17 protein-coding genes, 1 other RNA gene and 1 pseudogene are annotated in these 16,505 nt (G+C 46.3%); 6 read left to right on the plus strand and 13 right to left on the minus strand.

Annotated features, from left to right (window positions below; all coding sequences use genetic code 11):
• Window position 1: 1 nt before the first annotated feature.
• The 5 genes from VIC_RS04065 to rsmI form a co-directional block, all read right to left on the minus strand.
• A complete protein-coding gene (locus VIC_RS04065; protein WP_006958008.1) occupies window positions 2-1,732 on the minus strand; it encodes a peptidoglycan glycosyltransferase FtsI in 1,731 nt (576 codons plus the stop codon).
• Window positions 1,729-2,046 carry a cell division protein FtsL gene (gene ftsL / locus VIC_RS04070; protein WP_006958010.1) on the minus strand — a complete coding sequence of 106 codons (318 nt, stop codon included), beginning with the start codon at window positions 2,044-2,046 and terminating at the stop codon, window positions 1,729-1,731. The genes VIC_RS04065 and ftsL overlap by 4 nt, the downstream gene beginning before the upstream one ends.
• 5 nt (window positions 2,047-2,051) lie before the next feature.
• On the minus strand, window positions 2,052-3,002 hold the full coding sequence (rsmH, locus tag VIC_RS04075) for a 16S rRNA (cytosine(1402)-N(4))-methyltransferase RsmH (RefSeq protein WP_006958012.1): 951 nt from the start codon (window positions 3,000-3,002) through the stop codon (window positions 2,052-2,054).
• A gap of 185 nt (window positions 3,003-3,187) precedes the next feature.
• Window positions 3,188-3,581: RNase P RNA component class A (gene rnpB / locus VIC_RS25970), an RNA gene on the minus strand.
• Between the two features lie 153 nt (window positions 3,582-3,734).
• A complete protein-coding gene (rsmI, locus tag VIC_RS04080; RefSeq protein WP_006958017.1) occupies window positions 3,735-4,598 on the minus strand; it encodes a 16S rRNA (cytidine(1402)-2'-O)-methyltransferase in 864 nt (287 codons plus the stop codon).
• Between the two features lie 69 nt (window positions 4,599-4,667).
• Between rsmI and VIC_RS04085 the strand changes: the two are divergent.
• From VIC_RS04085 to VIC_RS04100, 4 genes and pseudogenes are all read left to right on the plus strand, one after another.
• A pseudogene (locus VIC_RS04085) lies at window positions 4,668-6,474 on the plus strand (penicillin-binding protein activator).
• Complete coding sequence (locus tag VIC_RS04090) at window positions 6,458-6,826, plus strand: YraN family protein (RefSeq protein WP_006958018.1); 369 nt, start codon at window positions 6,458-6,460, stop codon at window positions 6,824-6,826. Before VIC_RS04085 ends, VIC_RS04090 begins: the two are co-directional and overlap by 17 nt.
• A 3-nt stretch (window positions 6,827-6,829) precedes the next feature.
• Entirely contained in the window at window positions 6,830-7,420 is a 591-nt protein-coding gene (locus tag VIC_RS04095) for a phosphoheptose isomerase (protein WP_006958019.1), read from the plus strand.
• A gap of 3 nt (window positions 7,421-7,423) precedes the next feature.
• A complete protein-coding gene (locus VIC_RS04100; RefSeq protein WP_006958020.1) occupies window positions 7,424-7,993 on the plus strand; it encodes a BON domain-containing protein in 570 nt (189 codons plus the stop codon).
• Between the two features lie 46 nt (window positions 7,994-8,039).
• Here VIC_RS04100 and sspB read toward each other — a convergent pair whose 3' ends face one another.
• From sspB to zapE, 8 genes are all read right to left on the minus strand, one after another.
• Window positions 8,040-8,528, minus strand: a complete 489-nt coding sequence (gene sspB, locus VIC_RS04105) for a ClpXP protease specificity-enhancing factor (RefSeq protein WP_006958021.1) — start codon at window positions 8,526-8,528, stop codon at window positions 8,040-8,042.
• A gap of 11 nt (window positions 8,529-8,539) precedes the next feature.
• A complete protein-coding gene (sspA, locus tag VIC_RS04110; RefSeq protein ID WP_006958022.1) occupies window positions 8,540-9,175 on the minus strand; it encodes a stringent starvation protein SspA in 636 nt (211 codons plus the stop codon).
• Between the two features lie 97 nt (window positions 9,176-9,272).
• Window positions 9,273-10,010, minus strand: coding sequence for a cytochrome c1 (locus VIC_RS04115; RefSeq protein ID WP_006958023.1), 738 nt, complete (start codon window positions 10,008-10,010; stop codon window positions 9,273-9,275).
• The gene (locus VIC_RS04120; RefSeq protein WP_006958024.1) at window positions 10,007-11,272 is read right to left on the minus strand and encodes a cytochrome b; all 1,266 of its coding nucleotides are present in this window, start codon (window positions 11,270-11,272) and stop codon (window positions 10,007-10,009) included. The genes VIC_RS04115 and VIC_RS04120 overlap by 4 nt, the downstream gene beginning before the upstream one ends.
• The gene (petA, locus tag VIC_RS04125; RefSeq protein WP_006958025.1) at window positions 11,272-11,865 is read right to left on the minus strand and encodes a ubiquinol-cytochrome c reductase iron-sulfur subunit; all 594 of its coding nucleotides are present in this window, start codon (window positions 11,863-11,865) and stop codon (window positions 11,272-11,274) included. Before petA ends, VIC_RS04120 begins: the two co-directional genes overlap by 1 nt.
• A 328-nt stretch (window positions 11,866-12,193) precedes the next feature.
• Window positions 12,194-12,586, minus strand: a complete 393-nt coding sequence (gene rpsI, locus VIC_RS04130; protein WP_005436094.1) for a 30S ribosomal protein S9 — start codon at window positions 12,584-12,586, stop codon at window positions 12,194-12,196.
• A gap of 15 nt (window positions 12,587-12,601) precedes the next feature.
• Window positions 12,602-13,030, minus strand: a complete 429-nt coding sequence (gene rplM, locus VIC_RS04135; protein ID WP_006877363.1) for a 50S ribosomal protein L13 — start codon at window positions 13,028-13,030, stop codon at window positions 12,602-12,604.
• Window positions 13,031-13,262: 232 nt separating this feature from the next.
• Window positions 13,263-14,366, minus strand: a complete 1,104-nt coding sequence (zapE, locus tag VIC_RS04140) for a cell division protein ZapE (RefSeq protein ID WP_039951263.1) — start codon at window positions 14,364-14,366, stop codon at window positions 13,263-13,265.
• Between the two features lie 152 nt (window positions 14,367-14,518).
• On the opposite strand from zapE, the gene zapG reads away from it, so the two are divergent.
• Both zapG and VIC_RS04150 read left to right on the plus strand, forming a co-directional pair.
• Window positions 14,519-14,977, plus strand: coding sequence for a Z-ring associated protein ZapG (gene zapG, locus VIC_RS04145; protein WP_006958027.1), 459 nt, complete (start codon window positions 14,519-14,521; stop codon window positions 14,975-14,977).
• Between the two features lie 126 nt (window positions 14,978-15,103).
• Window positions 15,104-16,471, plus strand: coding sequence for a DegQ family serine endoprotease (locus tag VIC_RS04150; protein ID WP_006958028.1), 1,368 nt, complete (start codon window positions 15,104-15,106; stop codon window positions 16,469-16,471).
• Window positions 16,472-16,505 lie beyond the last annotated feature (34 nt).

The following is a 16,505-nucleotide window of genomic DNA, read 5'->3' on the forward strand; positions in this document are numbered from 1 at the left end:
CTTATTCTTCTTTAAATCGGTTTTCATCAGGCGCTACATTCAATATCTGTAGTGTGCCTTTTAAAATCTCGGAAAACACAGGGCCAGCAACCGAACCACCGTAATAGTTATCCCCTTGTGGTTCGTTGACTACCACCACTACAGCAACTCGTGGATTACTCACAGGGGCAACACCTGCTGTATAAGCGAAGTATTCGTCGCCATAGCCACCCGCAATTGCTTTACGAGATGTACCGGTTTTTGCCGCCACGCGATAACCGGGAACGGCGGCCTTGGTCGCGGTGCCTCCGGGCTGGGTCACGGTTTCCAACATGTTCAGCACCATATGTGCATTATTTTCGTCAATCACCTGACGTGACAAGTCTTGCTGATTGTTTTCGATAATGTGAATCGGTTGGTATTTACCGTAGTTGCCTAGCGTCGCATAAGCATGTGCCAGTTGAAGAGGCGTAATAGTCAGACCATAACCGAACGCTAAGGTCGCAATCTCAAACTTAGACCAGCGACGTCGGTTGGGGAATATCCCTGGGGTTTCACCCACTAGGTTAAGCCCAGACATTTCACCGAACCCGACCGAACTATACATACCAAGCAGGGCTTCTAAAGGCATGTCGAGCGCCAGCTTAGCGACACCGATGTTACTCGATTTCTTCAAAATCGTAGTCAGATCCGCTTTCCCTACTTTGGATGTATCACGCACTCTCTGACCACCGATTGGCATAATGCCGTTGCCAGTATCAATGACGGTGTCTTTATCAGCGACACCATTATCCAGTGCAGCTAAGACAACAAAAGGTTTCACCGTTGAGCCAGGTTCAAACGCATCGGTGATGGCTCGGTTTCTCATTTTTGCCGATTGAAGGTCAGAACGGTTATTTGGGTTGTAAGACGGTGCGTTAACCATAGCTAGCACGGCGCCGGTTTTTACATCCAATATTACAGCAGTGCCCGAGGTGGCTCGGTAATCCGCCACGGCTTGCTTGATAGAACGATAGGCAATGGCCTGAATACGCTGATCAATTGTCAGTTCTAGTGGTTTGCCTTCTTCTCGCTCTTCCAATGAAATGTTTTCAACTACCCTGCCATATCTGTCTTTACGAATGATGCGTTTACCCGCTTCACCTGTCAGCCATTTATCATAGCTACGCTCAACACCTTCTAATCCGTGTCCATCAATTCCTGTTACACCGACTAAGTGAGCACTAACCTCACCTGTCGGATAATAGCGGCGAGATTCCGCTTTCAGCCCCACACCTGCGAGCTTAAGCTCACGGATATAGTTGGCCATTGCAGGGCTAACTTGGCGCTGAAGATAGACAAAACGGCGGGATTTATTGCTGCGGATTTTATCGACCATTTCTTTACGGTCGAGGCCAAGCACATCCGCCAGCGCATACCAGCGATCCATATTGGCAAAGCCGTTGCGTTTAAAGATGGTCGCAGGATCTGCCCACACCGCTTCAACAGGTACACTGACCGCCAATGGCTCACCATTGCGATCGGAAACAATACCTCGTGCAGAGTGAATGGTTTTGGCACGAACTGAGCGCAAATCCCCCTGCTGGATTAGATTATCGGGCTCAACAATCTGGATGTAAGCAATGCGGGTGACCAGCGCAGCGAAGGCACTGAAGACAAAAAATAAAACCAGATAAAAACGCCATCGGATCAAGCTCGGCGGCTCAACAACCGCTTCTTTCTTAGGCGCAGAGGAGGCTTTGTTTTTACTCATGGGAGATCAATCACCACTTCTTTATCTGAGTCCGGGCGTTTCATTTGCAGTTCGTCTTTGGCAATTTCTTGCACTCGGCTGTGTTCAGCCAATGCCGTCTCCTCAATCAACAAGTTGCGCCACTCGTTGTCCAGCCGTTCACGTTCCTGCAAGGCTTGATCTTTTTCGGTAATGGCCTGTCGTGTGTGGTGTGTGGTGAAAACCACTCCCATGGCTGATGCAAAGATCAAAATCAGCACCAGCAAAGGCACTCGCCCCACAGTAAGTAGGTCGAGAGCGATCAATTTGGCGAGATTAGGAGTGGGTTTACTCATTACTATTAAAGTTTTTCCGCAATACGTAGCACAGAGCTTCGAGAGCGAGTATTAATATCAACTTCTTGCTTGGAAGGCTTAATTGCTTTACCGATCGGTTTTAAGTTAGCGCTGCCCAGTGCTTTAATTTGCGCTTCCGTCATTGGAATACCATGAGGCACTTCAGGACCTTTGCTCTCCTTGCGAATAAATCGCTTCACCATGCGATCTTCAAGGGAGTGGAAACTGATCACGGACAAACGACCTTCCGGAGCCAAAATACTGGCTGCGCCTTTTAACGCGGTGTCAATTTCTTCCAACTCACTGTTGATGTAAATACGGAACGCCTGGAATGAACGCGTGGCTGGGTGCTTTTTCTCTTTAAAACTCTTTGGCGCCGCGTCAGAAATAAGTTTAGCAAGCTGACCTGTACGCGTCAGAGGTTCGTTTTCTTCATTCTCACGGTAAGCAACAATCGCTTTAGCAATGCGACGAGCATGTTTATCTTCACCGAACTCACGAATAACCCAAGTGATGTCATCAAGATCGGCTTCCATCAACCACTGCGAGACAGGAATACCCGATGTCGGATCCATACGCATATCCAGTGGGCCATCTTTCATAAAACTGAAGCCACGCTCGGCATCATCAAGCTGAGGTGATGAAACACCAAGATCAAGCAAGACACCATCTACTTGGCCGACTAAACCTCGCTCTTCTGCATACTTAGCCATACCTGAGAAAGGACCATGAATAATGGTAAATCTAGGGTCATCAATCGTTTGAGCTTCAGCAATAGCTTGCGGATCGCGATCAATACTGAAAAGGCGACCCTGTTCACCCAGTTGGGAAAGAATTTGGCGACTGTGACCACCACGACCAAAGGTTCCGTCAATGTAGGTACCATCAGGCTTAATCGCTAAGCCATCGATAGACTCATGCAGTAATACAGAAATGTGCTTAAATTCTTCGGTCATGATTTTTTATCTCGCTCTCGCACCGACGCGCTCAAACTCTCCAGTGTACTGATTTAGAAGGTGATCGCCACCCATAGCGAACTGGAACACGTGATATTGCGCTAAGTTTAGTGCTTGCAGAATTAATTTCGTCAATAAAAAGCAAAAAACCCATCATAACGCTGAGGTTACGATGGGTCTCGAATAGGTGGAGCCGACATGTAAGCCGGGTTCTGTTCCGCTTGCGCGGTGGTAGCCATTCGTCTAGGCCAGCAATCGCTCACTGGCTCGAGCAACCTACCCGCCTCCTTACGCGAGCAACGCAATGTGGAAGCCTATTTGGTCTTGCTCCGGGTGGAGTTTACCCTGCAACGAACTGTTGCCAGTCGTCCGGTGCGCTCTTACCGCACCCTTTCACCCTTACCTGTGCTCTTACGAGCCATCGGCGGTCTTCTCTCTGCTGCACTTGTCGTAGGCTTGCGCCCCCCAGGCGTTACCTGGCACCCTGCTCTATGGAGCCCGGACTTTCCTCCCCTTCATCAGTCTCCCCAGCACAAGGCTAAGGGACATCAATGAAGCAGCGACTACCCAGTCAACTCCGAGGCGGATTGTATAGAGATTGAATCAAAGTGTCTAGCGAGATCACAGATTTGCTGTAAACGAGAGACTGAGTGGTGAAGAAATACACAGAAGAGCAACAAAACACAGAGTCGAGGTTACTCTCTCCCGACTCTGTCATCTAGATTCACCTTCTTAATCGAGGTTATCTAATCCCCACTTATACAGCGCATTTTTTTTGAGGTTGTAGATTTCAGCAGCCATGGCAGCGGCTTTCTTTAATGGTAACTCTTTCGTCAAAATAGCCAGCGTGCGAGTCGCTTCTTCAGGTAGAGAGTCCATTGCTGCCGCGCGGTAACCATGAATCAGCAGTGCCATTTCACCTCTTTGCTGATTTTCGTCTGCTTTTACCCACTCAATCAATTCGCCAAGCGGTAAGCCCTGAATGGTTTCAAAGGTTTTCGTCAGCTCACGAGCGAGTACAACCTCACGCTCTGGGCCGAGAATATCCAGCATATCCTCGAGAGAGTCGACGATACGATGCGGAGATTCATAAAAAATACAAGTACGTTCTGCCTTTGCAATCTCAAGAAATTTATCTTTTCGCCCCTTACTTTTCGCTGGCAGAAACCCTTCAAAGCTAAATCGGTCAGAAGGCAAACCAGACGCACTTAACGCAGTAATCACAGCACACGCGCCAGGAAGTGGCACAACTTTAACCCCAGCCTGACGACATTTTGTGACCAGATGATACCCTGGGTCACTGATTAATGGCGTTCCTGCATCCGAAACTAGGGCAATTAAGTGCCCAGCTAACAGTTTCTCAACCAAAACTTGCGCTTTTTGCTGCTCATTATGATCATGTAATGCAAAAGTTTTGGTCGGAATGCCAAAATGAGACAGCAATTTGCCAGTATGACGCGTATCTTCGGCAGCTATCAGATCAACATTTGTTAAAACGTCGAGCGCTCGTTGAGTGATATCACCTAAATTGCCAATTGGAGTTGGGACAATATAGAGAGTTGGGACCTCAGTTGGTAAGGTTTTGTTATCTGTCATTTGTTTACCATCACTTCAACGATTAATATAGACACAATTTTATACGGAATTAGTTAATAACTCATGGCCATGAAAAACCAAAAGCGACTCAGTGTAACACGCTTACTGACTCCTGTAGCCCTTGCTGTCACACTGGCGGCCTGTTCTACTGCACCTTCAACACCGACTTATGTTGATATAACGCTTGCCCCTAACCAGTCCATGCAGACTTACCTAATGCGTGCAGACAGCAGTGAAGGCAATATTCAGAGTGATTGGTTAATCATGGCTTTAAAAGCCGCCATTGAATCAAACGATATCACTCAGGCTGAATTGTTAATAAAGCGCCTCGGCCGACAAAACTTAACCCAACTGCAGCAAGCAGAATGGCAACTGGCGCGTGCTGATGTGTTGATGAAGCAAGAGAAATACGAAGAGGCGCTCAGCAAACTTAACTTCAAGCCATCTTGGAATTTGGCCGATGAACAGTGGAAAGCCTACCACCAGACACGAGCAAAACTCCTGACTCAACAAGGCCAGTATTTCGAAGCAGCTCGCGAACTGACTAAGTCATCAGAGTATGTTGACCAAGCGGAACAAGAAGCTATCGCTCAGGGCGTGTGGACCAACCTCAATCAATACAGTCAGTACCAGATTACCCAATTTTCAGCTGAGCCGAATGAAGCCATCCTAGACGGTTGGTTGCAACTAGCGATATACACTAAAACCTTATCCAGCAACATTCCTCAGCTTAAAAACACCCTAGAAAAGTGGCTAGAAGAAAATCCGGATCACCCGGCAGCGGCTTATACTCCTCAAGCGATTAGCGATATTCTCGACCTCGAAATTGTCAAACCCGTCAGTACGGCTTTGCTCCTGCCTTTATCTGGTAAGTTCGCCAAACAAGCTCAGTTGATTCGTGACGGCTTCATCCTAGAAATGATGAACGACACGCAGCGTGATGAGAATGCCAACCTGACTGTGATCGATACCAACACTGTGACACCAGAGCAGTTAGAGCAGACTTTAGTAGAGAAAAACATCGACTTTGTTGTTGGTCCACTGATTAAAAGCAACATTGAAAAGCTACAGCAAGCACAAGCCAGCTTTTCGCGCCCACTACCTACCTTAGCGTTAAACATTCCAGATGACCTAGAAGCGGGCAATAACACTTGCTATTTGGCACTCTCACCAGAGCAAGAAGTTGCTCAGGCGGCAAAACACCTATTGCTCAAGGATATCGCTACCCGCTAATTCTCGCTCCACAAGGCAGGCTTGGCACCCGTGTTGTTGAAGCCTTCGAAGGGGAATGGAAGAAATACAGTAAAGATAAAGTCGCGGTGAATCTATTGGCGACAAACGCCAGCTTCAACGTGATATCAATAAAGTCTTTGGCTTACAAGAAAGCCAGCAGCATATCGCCCAAATGGAATCACTACTTGATATACCTCTCGAAAGCCAACCGCGCAGCCGTCGCGATATTGATGCAGTATACATAGTGGCAGGTAGTTCAGAGCTAACACTGATCAAGCCATTTATAGAAGTAGCAGTGAACCCAGATACCGCACCACCTAAACTGTTCTCAAACTCACGCAGTAACAGTGGCCGCCAGCAATATGAAGACCTCACAGGCGTGATGTACAGTGACATCCCGCTATTAATACAGCCAAATGCAGCATTGGAAGCGCAAATGGAGCAATTGTGGCCGAAAGATTCTAATGCAGAGAAACGCCTTCAAGCGCTTGGTATGGATGCATACCTGCTAATGGAACAATTGCCACAAATGAAAGTTGTTCAAGGCCATACTTTGCAGGGCAATACCGGTGTACTGAGCATCAACGAAGACTGCGTAGTACAACGAGAAATCAGCTGGGCTGAACATGGTGTGGCTAAGTAAACGCCAAAGTGGTGAACACTACGAAACCTTGGCGGAGCAATACCTCATCCGCCAAGGCCTGTCATCGATTGAGCGAAACTTCCATTCCAAAGGTGGTGAACTCGATCTTATAATGCAGGAAGGCACTACCATAGTGTTTGTTGAAGTACGTTACCGCTCAAACCAACACTATGGCCACGCTGCAGAAACGGTTACCCAAAGCAAAATGCACAAGCTCATCAAAACAGCCAACGTCTGGTTGATGAAACAGGGTAAGTCCGCACACACAACCGATTTTCGATTTGACTTGGTGGCCTTGCATCAGCAAGGTAAGCAAATCGAGTGGATAAAAAACGCAATAACTCAAGGATAATCAATGCTAGACAGCATTAAAGACAGCTTTACAGAAAGTATTCAGATTCAAATTGCCGCCGCAGAAGCTCTGCCAGATGCGATTACCCACGCCGCACAGGCCATGGTCGCCAGCCTACTCAATGGGAATAAGATCTTATGCTGCGGTAACGGTGGCTCTTCCTCTAATGCACAACAGTTTGTCTCGTGTCTGCTCAACCGCTTTGAAACCGAACGTCCAAGCCTACCTGCAATGGCGTTAACGGCCGACAATACCACCCTGACTGCGGTAGCCAATGATTACCATTATGAGGAAATCTTCTCAAAACAGGTCAGAGCTTTTGGCCAAACAGGAGATATCTTGCTGGCTATATCGACCAGTGGTAACAGTAAAAACATCATCAAAGCCATGGAAGCAGCCGTGACGCGTGATATGACGATCATTGCCTTCACAGGTAAAGATGGCGGCGAGATGGCAGGTTTACTGGGAGAAAACGATGTGGAAATTCGGATACCATCTCACAGAACGGCAAGAATTCATGAAGTGCATATGGTGACACTGCACTGCTTATGCGATCTTATCGATCAAGTACTGTTCCCAGCTCACGAAGAGTAAGTTATGAAACACCTTAAAGCTTTTGTCATAACCTGTATGCTACTCAGCACAACTGGCTGTGCAGGTTTGTTTGTTGCTGGCGCAGCAACGACCGTCAATGTTGTCACCGACACCCGCACAACACAAGAGATGTGGGATGACAACAATATCGAGTTTGAAGTGGCAGGCTTAGCGAATAAGCCACCTTTTCAGCGGGAGGTCAGAATTACCGCCAGTTCCTACGACGGCACAGTGGTACTAATGGGCCAAGCAAGTAATCAGGATCTGCTCAACCAGTTTGTCGCTAAAACCAAAGAGCTGAAAGGCGTAGAGAAAATTCATAACCAAGTCCGTATTAAAGCTCCACTTTCTGTTGGCCAAATCAGTCATGACAGCTGGATCACAACCAAAGTGAAATCCGCCTTACTGACAAATAGTGAGCTTAATGGCATTAAAGTGAAAGTGATTACAGAAGACAAAGAAGTCTTCTTGCTGGGCTATGTATCTCCCGAACAAGCGGATATTGCCGTGGATGTTGCACGTAACATATCCGGAGTCAAACAAGTCATCAAAGCATTCCAAACTGGAAGCTAGTCACTTCTCAAGGCACAAAAAAAGCAGCGAATTTGCTGCTTTTTGTTTATTTGACTACTCGCAAACTTGGGCGACCTTTCGGCCTTGGCGGCTCATCATCTGGAGTCGGTTCGTCGTCATCGGACTCTGTCGCTAAGGACAGGCTTGATTCTTCTTCTACCAACTCTTCGACATCCGCCATGTCTTCTTCTTCGAAGTCATCCATGTAAGCATCTTCTGGTTCAAACATCGTACCTGCACCGTTCTCACGGGCGTAGATGGCTTGCACGGCATACAATGGAACAATGACAGAGTGAGGACGACCTGAGAAGCGAGCACTAAATGTAATCGCTTCATTGCCCAACTCTAAATTCCCCACCGCTCGAGGAGCAATATTCAGAATGATCTGGCCATCCTGAACAAACTCAACCGGCACACGAACGCCTGGAAGAGTAGCAGCCACGACTAAATGCGGGGTCAAGTCGTTATCCACCAGCCAATCATAAAATGCACGAAGCATATATGGTCGGCGTGGCGTCATTTTTTCTATGTCCATTTCGCTTCCAATTAGCGACTCAGACGCATTTCACGTTCAGCTTCTGTCAAAGAGGCTAGGAAAGAATCACGCTCAAATACGCGGTTCATGTAAACCTTCAGCTCTTTAGAACCCGGACCGACAAGCTCGATACCTAGCTGAGGCAAACGCCACAATAGCGGAGCTAAATAACAGTCGATCAGACTGAATTCTTCGCTCATGAAGTATTCAAATTCAGCAAAAACCGGACCTAGAGTAAGAAGGTCGTTGCGTAACTTGTTGCGTGCAGCTTCTGCTTCTTCAGCATTGCCTTTGACAACTTTCTCTGCCAGTGAATACCAGTTTTTCTCAATACGGTAAATCATCAGACGGCTGTTACCACGAGCAACTGGGTATACAGGCATCAAAGGTGGATGTGGGAAACGCTCATCCAAGTATTCCATGATGATTTTTGAGTCGTAAAGGGCAAGCTCACGATCTACCAAAGTAGGTACTGATTTATATGGGTTCAGTTCAATCAGTTCAGCAGGAAGATTTGCTTCGTCGACCAATTCAACTTCAACACTTACGCCTTTCTCAGCCAGAACAATACGTACCTGATGGCTATACATATCAGATGCACTTGAAAATAGAGTCATCACAGAACGTTTATTGGCAGCTACAGCCATGGAGCCCTCCAGCACACTTACAGATATAAAAAATAATGGAGGCTAAGCCTCCATTATCAACAATAAAATTGGGAATTAGCACAGCATGATAGCACAATTAGTGCACATCACGCCAATACTCTTTCTTGAGCAGAACAACCACGATAGTGAAGATAACGAGGAATGCCATTACCCACCAACCTAGTGCATGACGCTCTAGTTTCACAGGGTCACCCGAGTATTCTAGGAAGTTCACCAAATCACGAACTGCATCGTCGTACTCTTCTTGGTTCAACTCACCAGTGCCATCACTTTCAACACCAACCACAACTTTATGCTCTTCGCCTTCTACGACTTGAGTCTCGTAAACCGGCTTAGGAATGCCCTGAAGCTCTTCCAATACGTGCGGCATACCAACACTTGGGAAAACAACATTGTTCACTCCAAACGGACGAGATGGGTCCTCATAGAAAGAACGCAAGTATGTGTATAGCCAGTCAGAACCACGAACACGGGCAACTAGTGTTAGATCTGGTGGTGTTGCACCAAACCATTTCGCTGCTGATTTGTCCGGGATGGCATTTTCCATCAGATCACCAACTTTCGCATTAGGATCGAAAATCAGGTTTTCTTTTAGCAACTCAACTGGAATACCGATATCACGAGCAACACGCTCGTAACGTTGATACTGCGCTGAGTGACAGCCGAAACAGTAGTTCATGAACAGCTTGGCACCATTTTGCAGTGAAGCTTGGTCACTTAGGTCGTTGTTTGCTTTATCAAGCGGTACATTTGCGCCCGCTGCCATTGCCAGAGAAGGCAGCATTGCAAACAAAATTACAATCCATTTTTTCATTTGAATGTCACCCTTTCTGGTAGTGGCTTAGTCGCTTCGTTCTTGCTGTAGAAGTACAGCAGTACGAAGAACATGAAGTAAGCTAAGCTGAAGATCTGAGCTAATAGCGTATATGTTGGTGTTGCTGGTAGCGCACCAAGAACACCTAGCGCAATAAAGCTGATCGTAAACTGGATGATATTGAATAAATGGAACTTACTGCGGTAGCGGTAAGAACGAACCTTACAACGGTCTAGCCATGGTAGAACAAACAACACGACAATAGACGCGCCCATCGCGATAACACCTAGTAACTTATCAGGAACGGCACGTAGAATCGCGTAGAACGGTGTGAAGTACCATACTGGAGCAATGTGCTCTGGTGTTTTCAGTGGGTTAGCGGCTTCAAAGTTAGGCGGCTCAAGGAAGTATCCACCCATTTCTGGGTTAAAGAACAACACGTAACAGAACAGGAATAGGAAACCTGCTACACCAACCATATCCTTCACCGTACCGTAAGGATGGAAAGGAATAGAGTCAATGATGTCGTATTTCTTCGTGTAATCCTTATGGAATGGGAACTGAGTTTTGTAGTCGTCGCCCATCGAACCTTTAGGTAGCTTAGTTTCGATACCGTCTGGGTTGTTAGAACCTACTTCATGCAGTGCCAAGACGTGCAAAACGATAAGCAGCAGAAGTACGATAGGAAGTGCGATAACGTGCAGTGCAAAGAAACGGTTCAGGGTAGCGCCTGAGATCACGTAGTCACCACGAATCCATAGCGTTAGGTCATCACCAATAACAGGAATTGCACCAAACAATGAAATGATTACCTGTGCACCCCAGTAAGACATCTGACCCCATGGAAGTAGGTAGCCCATGAAAGCTTCAGCCATCAACACAAGGAAGATAAGCATACCGAAGATCCACAGCAGCTCACGAGGCTTCTGATAAGAGCCGTAGATCAAGCCACGGAACATGTGCAGGTAAACTACAACGAAGAACGCAGACGCGCCCGTTGAGTGCATATAACGGAGTAGCCAGCCGTACTCTACGTCACGCATGATGTATTCGATTGAAGCAAACGCGCCATCGCCAGATGGGACGTAGTTCATTGTCAGCCAGATACCTGTCAGAATCTGGTTAACCAACACAAGCATTGCTAGTGAGCCAAACAGATACCAAAAGTTAAAGTTCTTCGGCATCGGATATTCAGAAAGGTGCTTCTTGTACGCATTCATTGCGGGTATGCGTTTTTCTACCCAATCAAGTAGAGCTTGCATTATGCCTCCCCTTCTTCGTCAACACCGATGATAATCTTAGTATCACTGAGATACATGTGCTTTGGAACAACCAGGTTTAGTGGAGCAGGTACACCTTGGAAAACACGACCAGCCATATCAAACTTAGAGCCGTGACAAGGACAGAAGAAACCTGATTTAACACCCTGAACCTGCTCACTAAAACTGTCTGGTAAATAAGTTGGTGAACAACCAAGGTGGGTACAGATACCTACAGCAACAAAGTACTCAGGCTTGATGGAACGGTAGGCATTTTGAGCATATGCTGGTTGCTGCTCTTCGCCTGATGCTGGGTCACGAAGCTGACCGTCGATATTTTTCAGCGCGTCTACGATCGATTGTGCACGACGGACAACCCATACAGGTTTACCACGCCATTCAACACGAACCATTTGCCCTTCTTCAAGTTTACCGATGTCAACTTCAACAGGGGCACCCGCAGCTTTTGCTTTCTCACTTGGGTTCCAAGATTTAATAAAAGGAACGGCGACAGCAGCTGCTCCGAGACCACCCACAACCGCAGTTGTAGCTGTCAAGAAACGTCTGCGACCGTTATTTAAAGGCGCATTGCTCATCCAAACATTCTCCCATTTGCTCCTTTTGGATTATTGTTATTCCGCTTAAAGAGCATGGCTAACAAAATACGAATTTAGTTGTATTTATTTGATGGCAAATGATAAATAAAACCCTACTTTTTGACAAGATAAAGCTACCTTTTTGTAACAATCGTGAAGTAAATCGCCTATGAGGTCACAAAAGGGGAATAAGTAATATAAAAGTTCGCGAAACTGGTCTGGGAGAAGGGATTTTTTTGCTTAGAAAAACAAAAAGCCTGGCATGAAGCCAGGCTTTTGAGACCACATTCCGGTGAAAACACCGAAGGCCAATCTTTTCGAAAAAAGATTAACGCTTAGAGAACTGTGGACGACGACGTGCTTTACGTAGACCAACTTTCTTACGTTCAACGCAACGAGCGTCACGTGTAACGTAACCAGCTGCACGTAGAGTAGGACGTAGAGACTCATCGTATTCCATTAGAGCGCGAGTGATACCGTGACGGATAGCACCAGCTTGACCAGAAATACCGCCACCTTTAACAGTAACGTATAGGTCTAGTTTCTCAGTTAGTTCAACTAGCTCTAGAGGCTGTTTAACAACCATGCGAGAAGTTGGACGACCGAAGTACTCATCAAGGCTACGCTTGTTGATTACGATGTTGCCGCTGCCTGGTTTGATGAAAACACGTGCAGCTGAGCTTTTGCGACGGCCAGTGCCGTAGTATTGATTCTCTGCCATTTTCGAAATCCCCGATTAGATGTCTAGTACTTGTGGTTGTTGAGCAACATGGTTGTGCTCAGCACCAGCGTAAACTTTCAGCTTACGGTACATAGCACGGCCTAGAGGACCACGTGGTAGCATACCTTTAACTGCTAGCTCAAGCGCCATCTCTGGCTTACGATCAATTAGCTTCTCGAAGCTGATTGATTTTAGGCCGCCAGGGAATTCAGTGTGACGGTAGTAAATCTTACCTTTAGCTTTGTTACCAGTTACAGTAACTTTCTCCGCGTTTACAACGATGATGTAATCACCAGTGTCAACGTGTGGAGTGTACTCAGCTTTATGTTTGCCACGTAGGCGAGATGCAATTTCACTTGCTAGACGACCAAGAGTTTTACCTTCAGCGTCTACAACGTACCAGTCGCGTTTTACAGTTTCTGGTTTAGCAACGAAAGTTTTCATGCTAATAATAACCCGTTAATTTAAATTTACACTTCAGGAGCATTGCTCCCACTGACTAAGAGCCCAGTCATCACCCCTTCGAGTGGTTGGCACTCTCGACCCTAGATCCGCTATGGATTTGGTCTGCAGTAACGGTGGGTCGCAGGATTATAGAGAAGTCAGTTGAAAAAATCACCTCTTTTTGGGTAAAAAGTTTAATTTTTTTTCACTCCTCATAGAAACACCCAAACCCTTATGCCAAATGCTCTTTCGCCAGATAATCATGGCTTTGCATTTCTATCAATCGAGACTGGCAACGTTTAAATTCAAACTCAAGCTGTCCTTGTGTGTACAACTCTTCTAGCGCTACTTCCGCTGAGATAATTAATTTGACGTTTCGCTCATAGAATTCATCCACCAGCGCAATAAAACGACGAGCCGCATCATCGATTGTCCGCCCCATTTGCTGGACGTCTGCAAGCAACACTGTATTGTAGATCCGTGATAGCTCTATATAGTCATTCTGACTTCTGGCCGATTGACATAACTGAGCAAAGGTGGCGTGTAATACCCCTTCGTAAGAATTGACGACCTCTACCTGGCGATGATTAATTTCAATGCTTTTTTCACCTTGTTTGTTTTCACCGACCAGTTGTTCGAAGTAGTGACACAAATTGGTATTAGCCTGCTTATCCAGAGGGAAATGGTAAATTTCTGCTTGTTCCAACGTTCTGAGTCGGTAATCGATTCCGCTATCAACATTCAATATCAGGCAATTAGCGTTAATCAAATCAATCGCAGGCAAGAAGCGCGCTCTTTGTAAACCATTTCGGTAAAGATCTTGAGGTGGGATATTAGACGTCGCAACCAACACCACGCCACGCTTGAACAACGCTTGGAACAAGGTGCCTAAAATCATCGCATCAGTGATATCTGATACAAAAAACTCATCAAAGCAGATAATTTCCGCTTCCGATTTAAATTTATCCGCCACTAACTCGAGAGGATCATTCACATCCCCCAGCGCATTCAATTCATCATGCACCCGATACATAAATCGGTGGAAGTGTACGCGCATCTTTTTGTCGCTAGGCAAGGCTTCAAAAAAGGTATCCATTAAATACGTTTTTCCACGCCCTACCCCGCCCCAAAAGTACAGCCCTTTGGGCGCAGCGGGCAACGAGGCTTTTTTACCAAACCAACTCTTCCATCCGGTGACAGGCTCGACCGAGGTGTTTATGTATTGAATAAATTCATGGTAGAGATTATCCAAGGCTTCCACCGCTTGAAGCTGCGCTTCATCTTGTTGAAAGCCATGTTCTTTTACATCTTTTGTATAGATCTCTAAGGGTGTCATCACTTCACTCACGTGCTATAGAAGGATTGAAACTGCTATGCAGAGCACACGCATTTTTCTTTATCGTCTCGAATTCTCATAGTAACATGTCCGATGAGCATGTGTAACCGACCGGTAAAAAACATGTTAAATAACAATGATAAGGAGCGAATATGCCTTGGATTTATGCCCTCGTAGGTTTGCTTGTTGGCGCTGTTTTAGGAATCATCATCTCGCGCATTACTACTCCGGGATACAAAAAACAGAAGACCATCCAGAAAGACTTAGAAACCGCCAAATTCGAGCTTGAGCAACAAAAACAAGATCTTGCTGATCATTTTGCTCAGACAGCAGAAATGTTAGATTCACTGGGTAAGGAATACACTAAGCTTTACCAACACATGACGAAAACGTCTGCAGAATTGTTGCCAAACATTCCTGAACAAGACAATCCGTTCAATAAAAAAGTCGCTGAGCAATCTCAAACAGAAGAGCCTGCTGAGGCTGAACAACCATCAGCGGTGCTAAGCGAAGCGCCTAAAGATTACGCGTCAGGTGCAACAGGCATGTTAGTCGAAGAAAAAAAAGAAGTACTCAACTCAGCACAAGCGGTGACCGCTAAAGCGTCGTAACTCTATTTTACCTCTTGGTGAACTTTGCAAAGGTTTTTGAGTCATAACTCCCATAAGCGTCGATTGATTTCTTATTTTTCAAACAAATATTGAATCTCAGGCCTTAACTTAACTAGGAGTTATCAGATGAAAAAACCTTTGCTTGCTTTAACCATCCTGTCTTTAAGCTTAAGTTCAATCATCACCCCCATACAAGCCACAGCGGCCCTTCCTCTGTCTGTAGATGGAGAGCAGTTGCCTAGCCTCGCCCCTATGCTAGAAAAAGTCACCCCTGCGGTAGTGAGTATTTCTGTAGAAGGCACTCAGGTATCAAAGCAACGTATTCCTGAGCAGTTTCGTTTCTTCTTCGGTCCTGAATTTCCGACCGAACAGCTACAAGAACGTCCATTCAGAGGCCTCGGTTCTGGCGTCATCGTCAATGCTGATAAAGGCTATATAGTCACTAACTATCACGTCATCAATGGCGCGGAAAAAATTCGCGTGAAACTGCATGATGGCCGAGAGTATGATGCTGAGCTAGTTGGCGGAGACCAGATGTCGGATGTGGCTCTGTTGAAGCTGGAGAAAGCCAAAAACTTAACGGAAATTAAGATTGCAGATTCTGATGCATTACGTGTCGGTGATTTTGCTGTCGCGATTGGTAACCCATTCGGTTTAGGCCAGACTGTCACTTCAGGTATTGTCTCTGCATTAGGTCGAAGTGGTTTGAATATCGAAAACTTCGAGAACTTTATCCAGACTGACGCTGCGATTAACAGCGGTAACTCGGGCGGTGCTTTAGTTAACCTAAAAGGTGAACTGATTGGTATTAATACTGCGATTCTAGGGCCAAATGGCGGCAACGTCGGCATCGGTTTCGCGATTCCATCCAATATGATGACTAACCTAACCGCACAGATCTTAGAGTTTGGTGAAGTTAAACGCGGCATGCTGGGTGTGCAAGGCGGTGAAATCACTTCTGAGCTTGCAGAGGCGCTTGGCTATGAGTCAAGCAAGGGAGCTTTTGTTAGCCAAGTAGTTCCGGACAGTGCGGCAGACAAAGCTGGTCTTAAAGCTGGTGACGTGATTGTATCAGTCAACGGCAAAGATATTCACTCGTTCAGTGAGCTACGTGCCAAGGTTGCGACACTCGGTGCTGGCAAGAAGGTCTCACTAGGCATTATCCGTGATGGTAAAAAAGAGAGCTTTGATGTCACTTTGGGTGAGCAGCAAAACGTTAAAGCGTCAGCAGATAAACTGCATGAAGGTCTATCGGGTGCAGAGCTGACCAATACCACCTCAAATGATTCCGTGCAAGGTGTGAAAGTCGCTTCCGTTGAGAAAGGGTCAAAAGCCGAAGCTTATCAACTGGCGAAAGGCGATATCATCATTGGTGTGAACCGCAAGCGAGTCAAGAACCTTGCAGAGTTTAGAAAAGTGCTAGAAAAACAACCTGGCGTACTGGCTCTGAATATTCAACGTGGTGAACGTACCATTTATCTAGTCGTGCGTTAAAAACGCGAGGTCAATGTCAAAGGATGGTAGGATC

It is taken from the genome of Vibrio coralliilyticus ATCC BAA-450 (genome assembly GCF_000176135.1).
Lineage (GTDB): Bacteria > Pseudomonadota > Gammaproteobacteria > Enterobacterales > Vibrionaceae > Vibrio > Vibrio coralliilyticus.

Coding starts and splice junctions, on each gene's coding strand:
- petA (WP_006958025.1), bottom strand. CDS start 11,865: ATGAGCAATGCGCCTTTAAATAACGGTCGCAGACGTTTCTTGACAGCT.
- VIC_RS04100 (WP_006958020.1), top strand. CDS start 7,424: ATGAAACACCTTAAAGCTTTTGTCATAACCTGTATGCTACTCAGCACA.
- VIC_RS04115 (WP_006958023.1), bottom strand. CDS start 10,010: ATGAAAAAATGGATTGTAATTTTGTTTGCAATGCTGCCTTCTCTGGCA.
- VIC_RS04065 (WP_006958008.1), bottom strand. CDS start 1,732: ATGAGTAAAAACAAAGCCTCCTCTGCGCCTAAGAAAGAAGCGGTTGTT.
- zapE (WP_039951263.1), bottom strand. CDS start 14,366: ATGACACCCTTAGAGATCTATACAAAAGATGTAAAAGAACATGGCTTT.
- zapG (WP_006958027.1), top strand. CDS start 14,519: ATGCCTTGGATTTATGCCCTCGTAGGTTTGCTTGTTGGCGCTGTTTTA.
- ftsL (WP_006958010.1), bottom strand. CDS start 2,046: ATGAGTAAACCCACTCCTAATCTCGCCAAATTGATCGCTCTCGACCTA.
- VIC_RS04090 (WP_006958018.1), top strand. CDS start 6,458: ATGGTGTGGCTAAGTAAACGCCAAAGTGGTGAACACTACGAAACCTTG.
- rsmH (WP_006958012.1), bottom strand. CDS start 3,002: ATGACCGAAGAATTTAAGCACATTTCTGTATTACTGCATGAGTCTATC.
- rpsI (WP_005436094.1), bottom strand. CDS start 12,586: ATGGCAGAGAATCAATACTACGGCACTGGCCGTCGCAAAAGCTCAGCT.
- VIC_RS04120 (WP_006958024.1), bottom strand. CDS start 11,272: ATGCAAGCTCTACTTGATTGGGTAGAAAAACGCATACCCGCAATGAAT.
- VIC_RS04150 (WP_006958028.1), top strand. CDS start 15,104: ATGAAAAAACCTTTGCTTGCTTTAACCATCCTGTCTTTAAGCTTAAGT.
- VIC_RS04095 (WP_006958019.1), top strand. CDS start 6,830: ATGCTAGACAGCATTAAAGACAGCTTTACAGAAAGTATTCAGATTCAA.
- sspB (WP_006958021.1), bottom strand. CDS start 8,528: ATGGACATAGAAAAAATGACGCCACGCCGACCATATATGCTTCGTGCA.
- rplM (WP_006877363.1), bottom strand. CDS start 13,030: ATGAAAACTTTCGTTGCTAAACCAGAAACTGTAAAACGCGACTGGTAC.
- rsmI (WP_006958017.1), bottom strand. CDS start 4,598: ATGACAGATAACAAAACCTTACCAACTGAGGTCCCAACTCTCTATATT.
- sspA (WP_006958022.1), bottom strand. CDS start 9,175: ATGGCTGTAGCTGCCAATAAACGTTCTGTGATGACTCTATTTTCAAGT.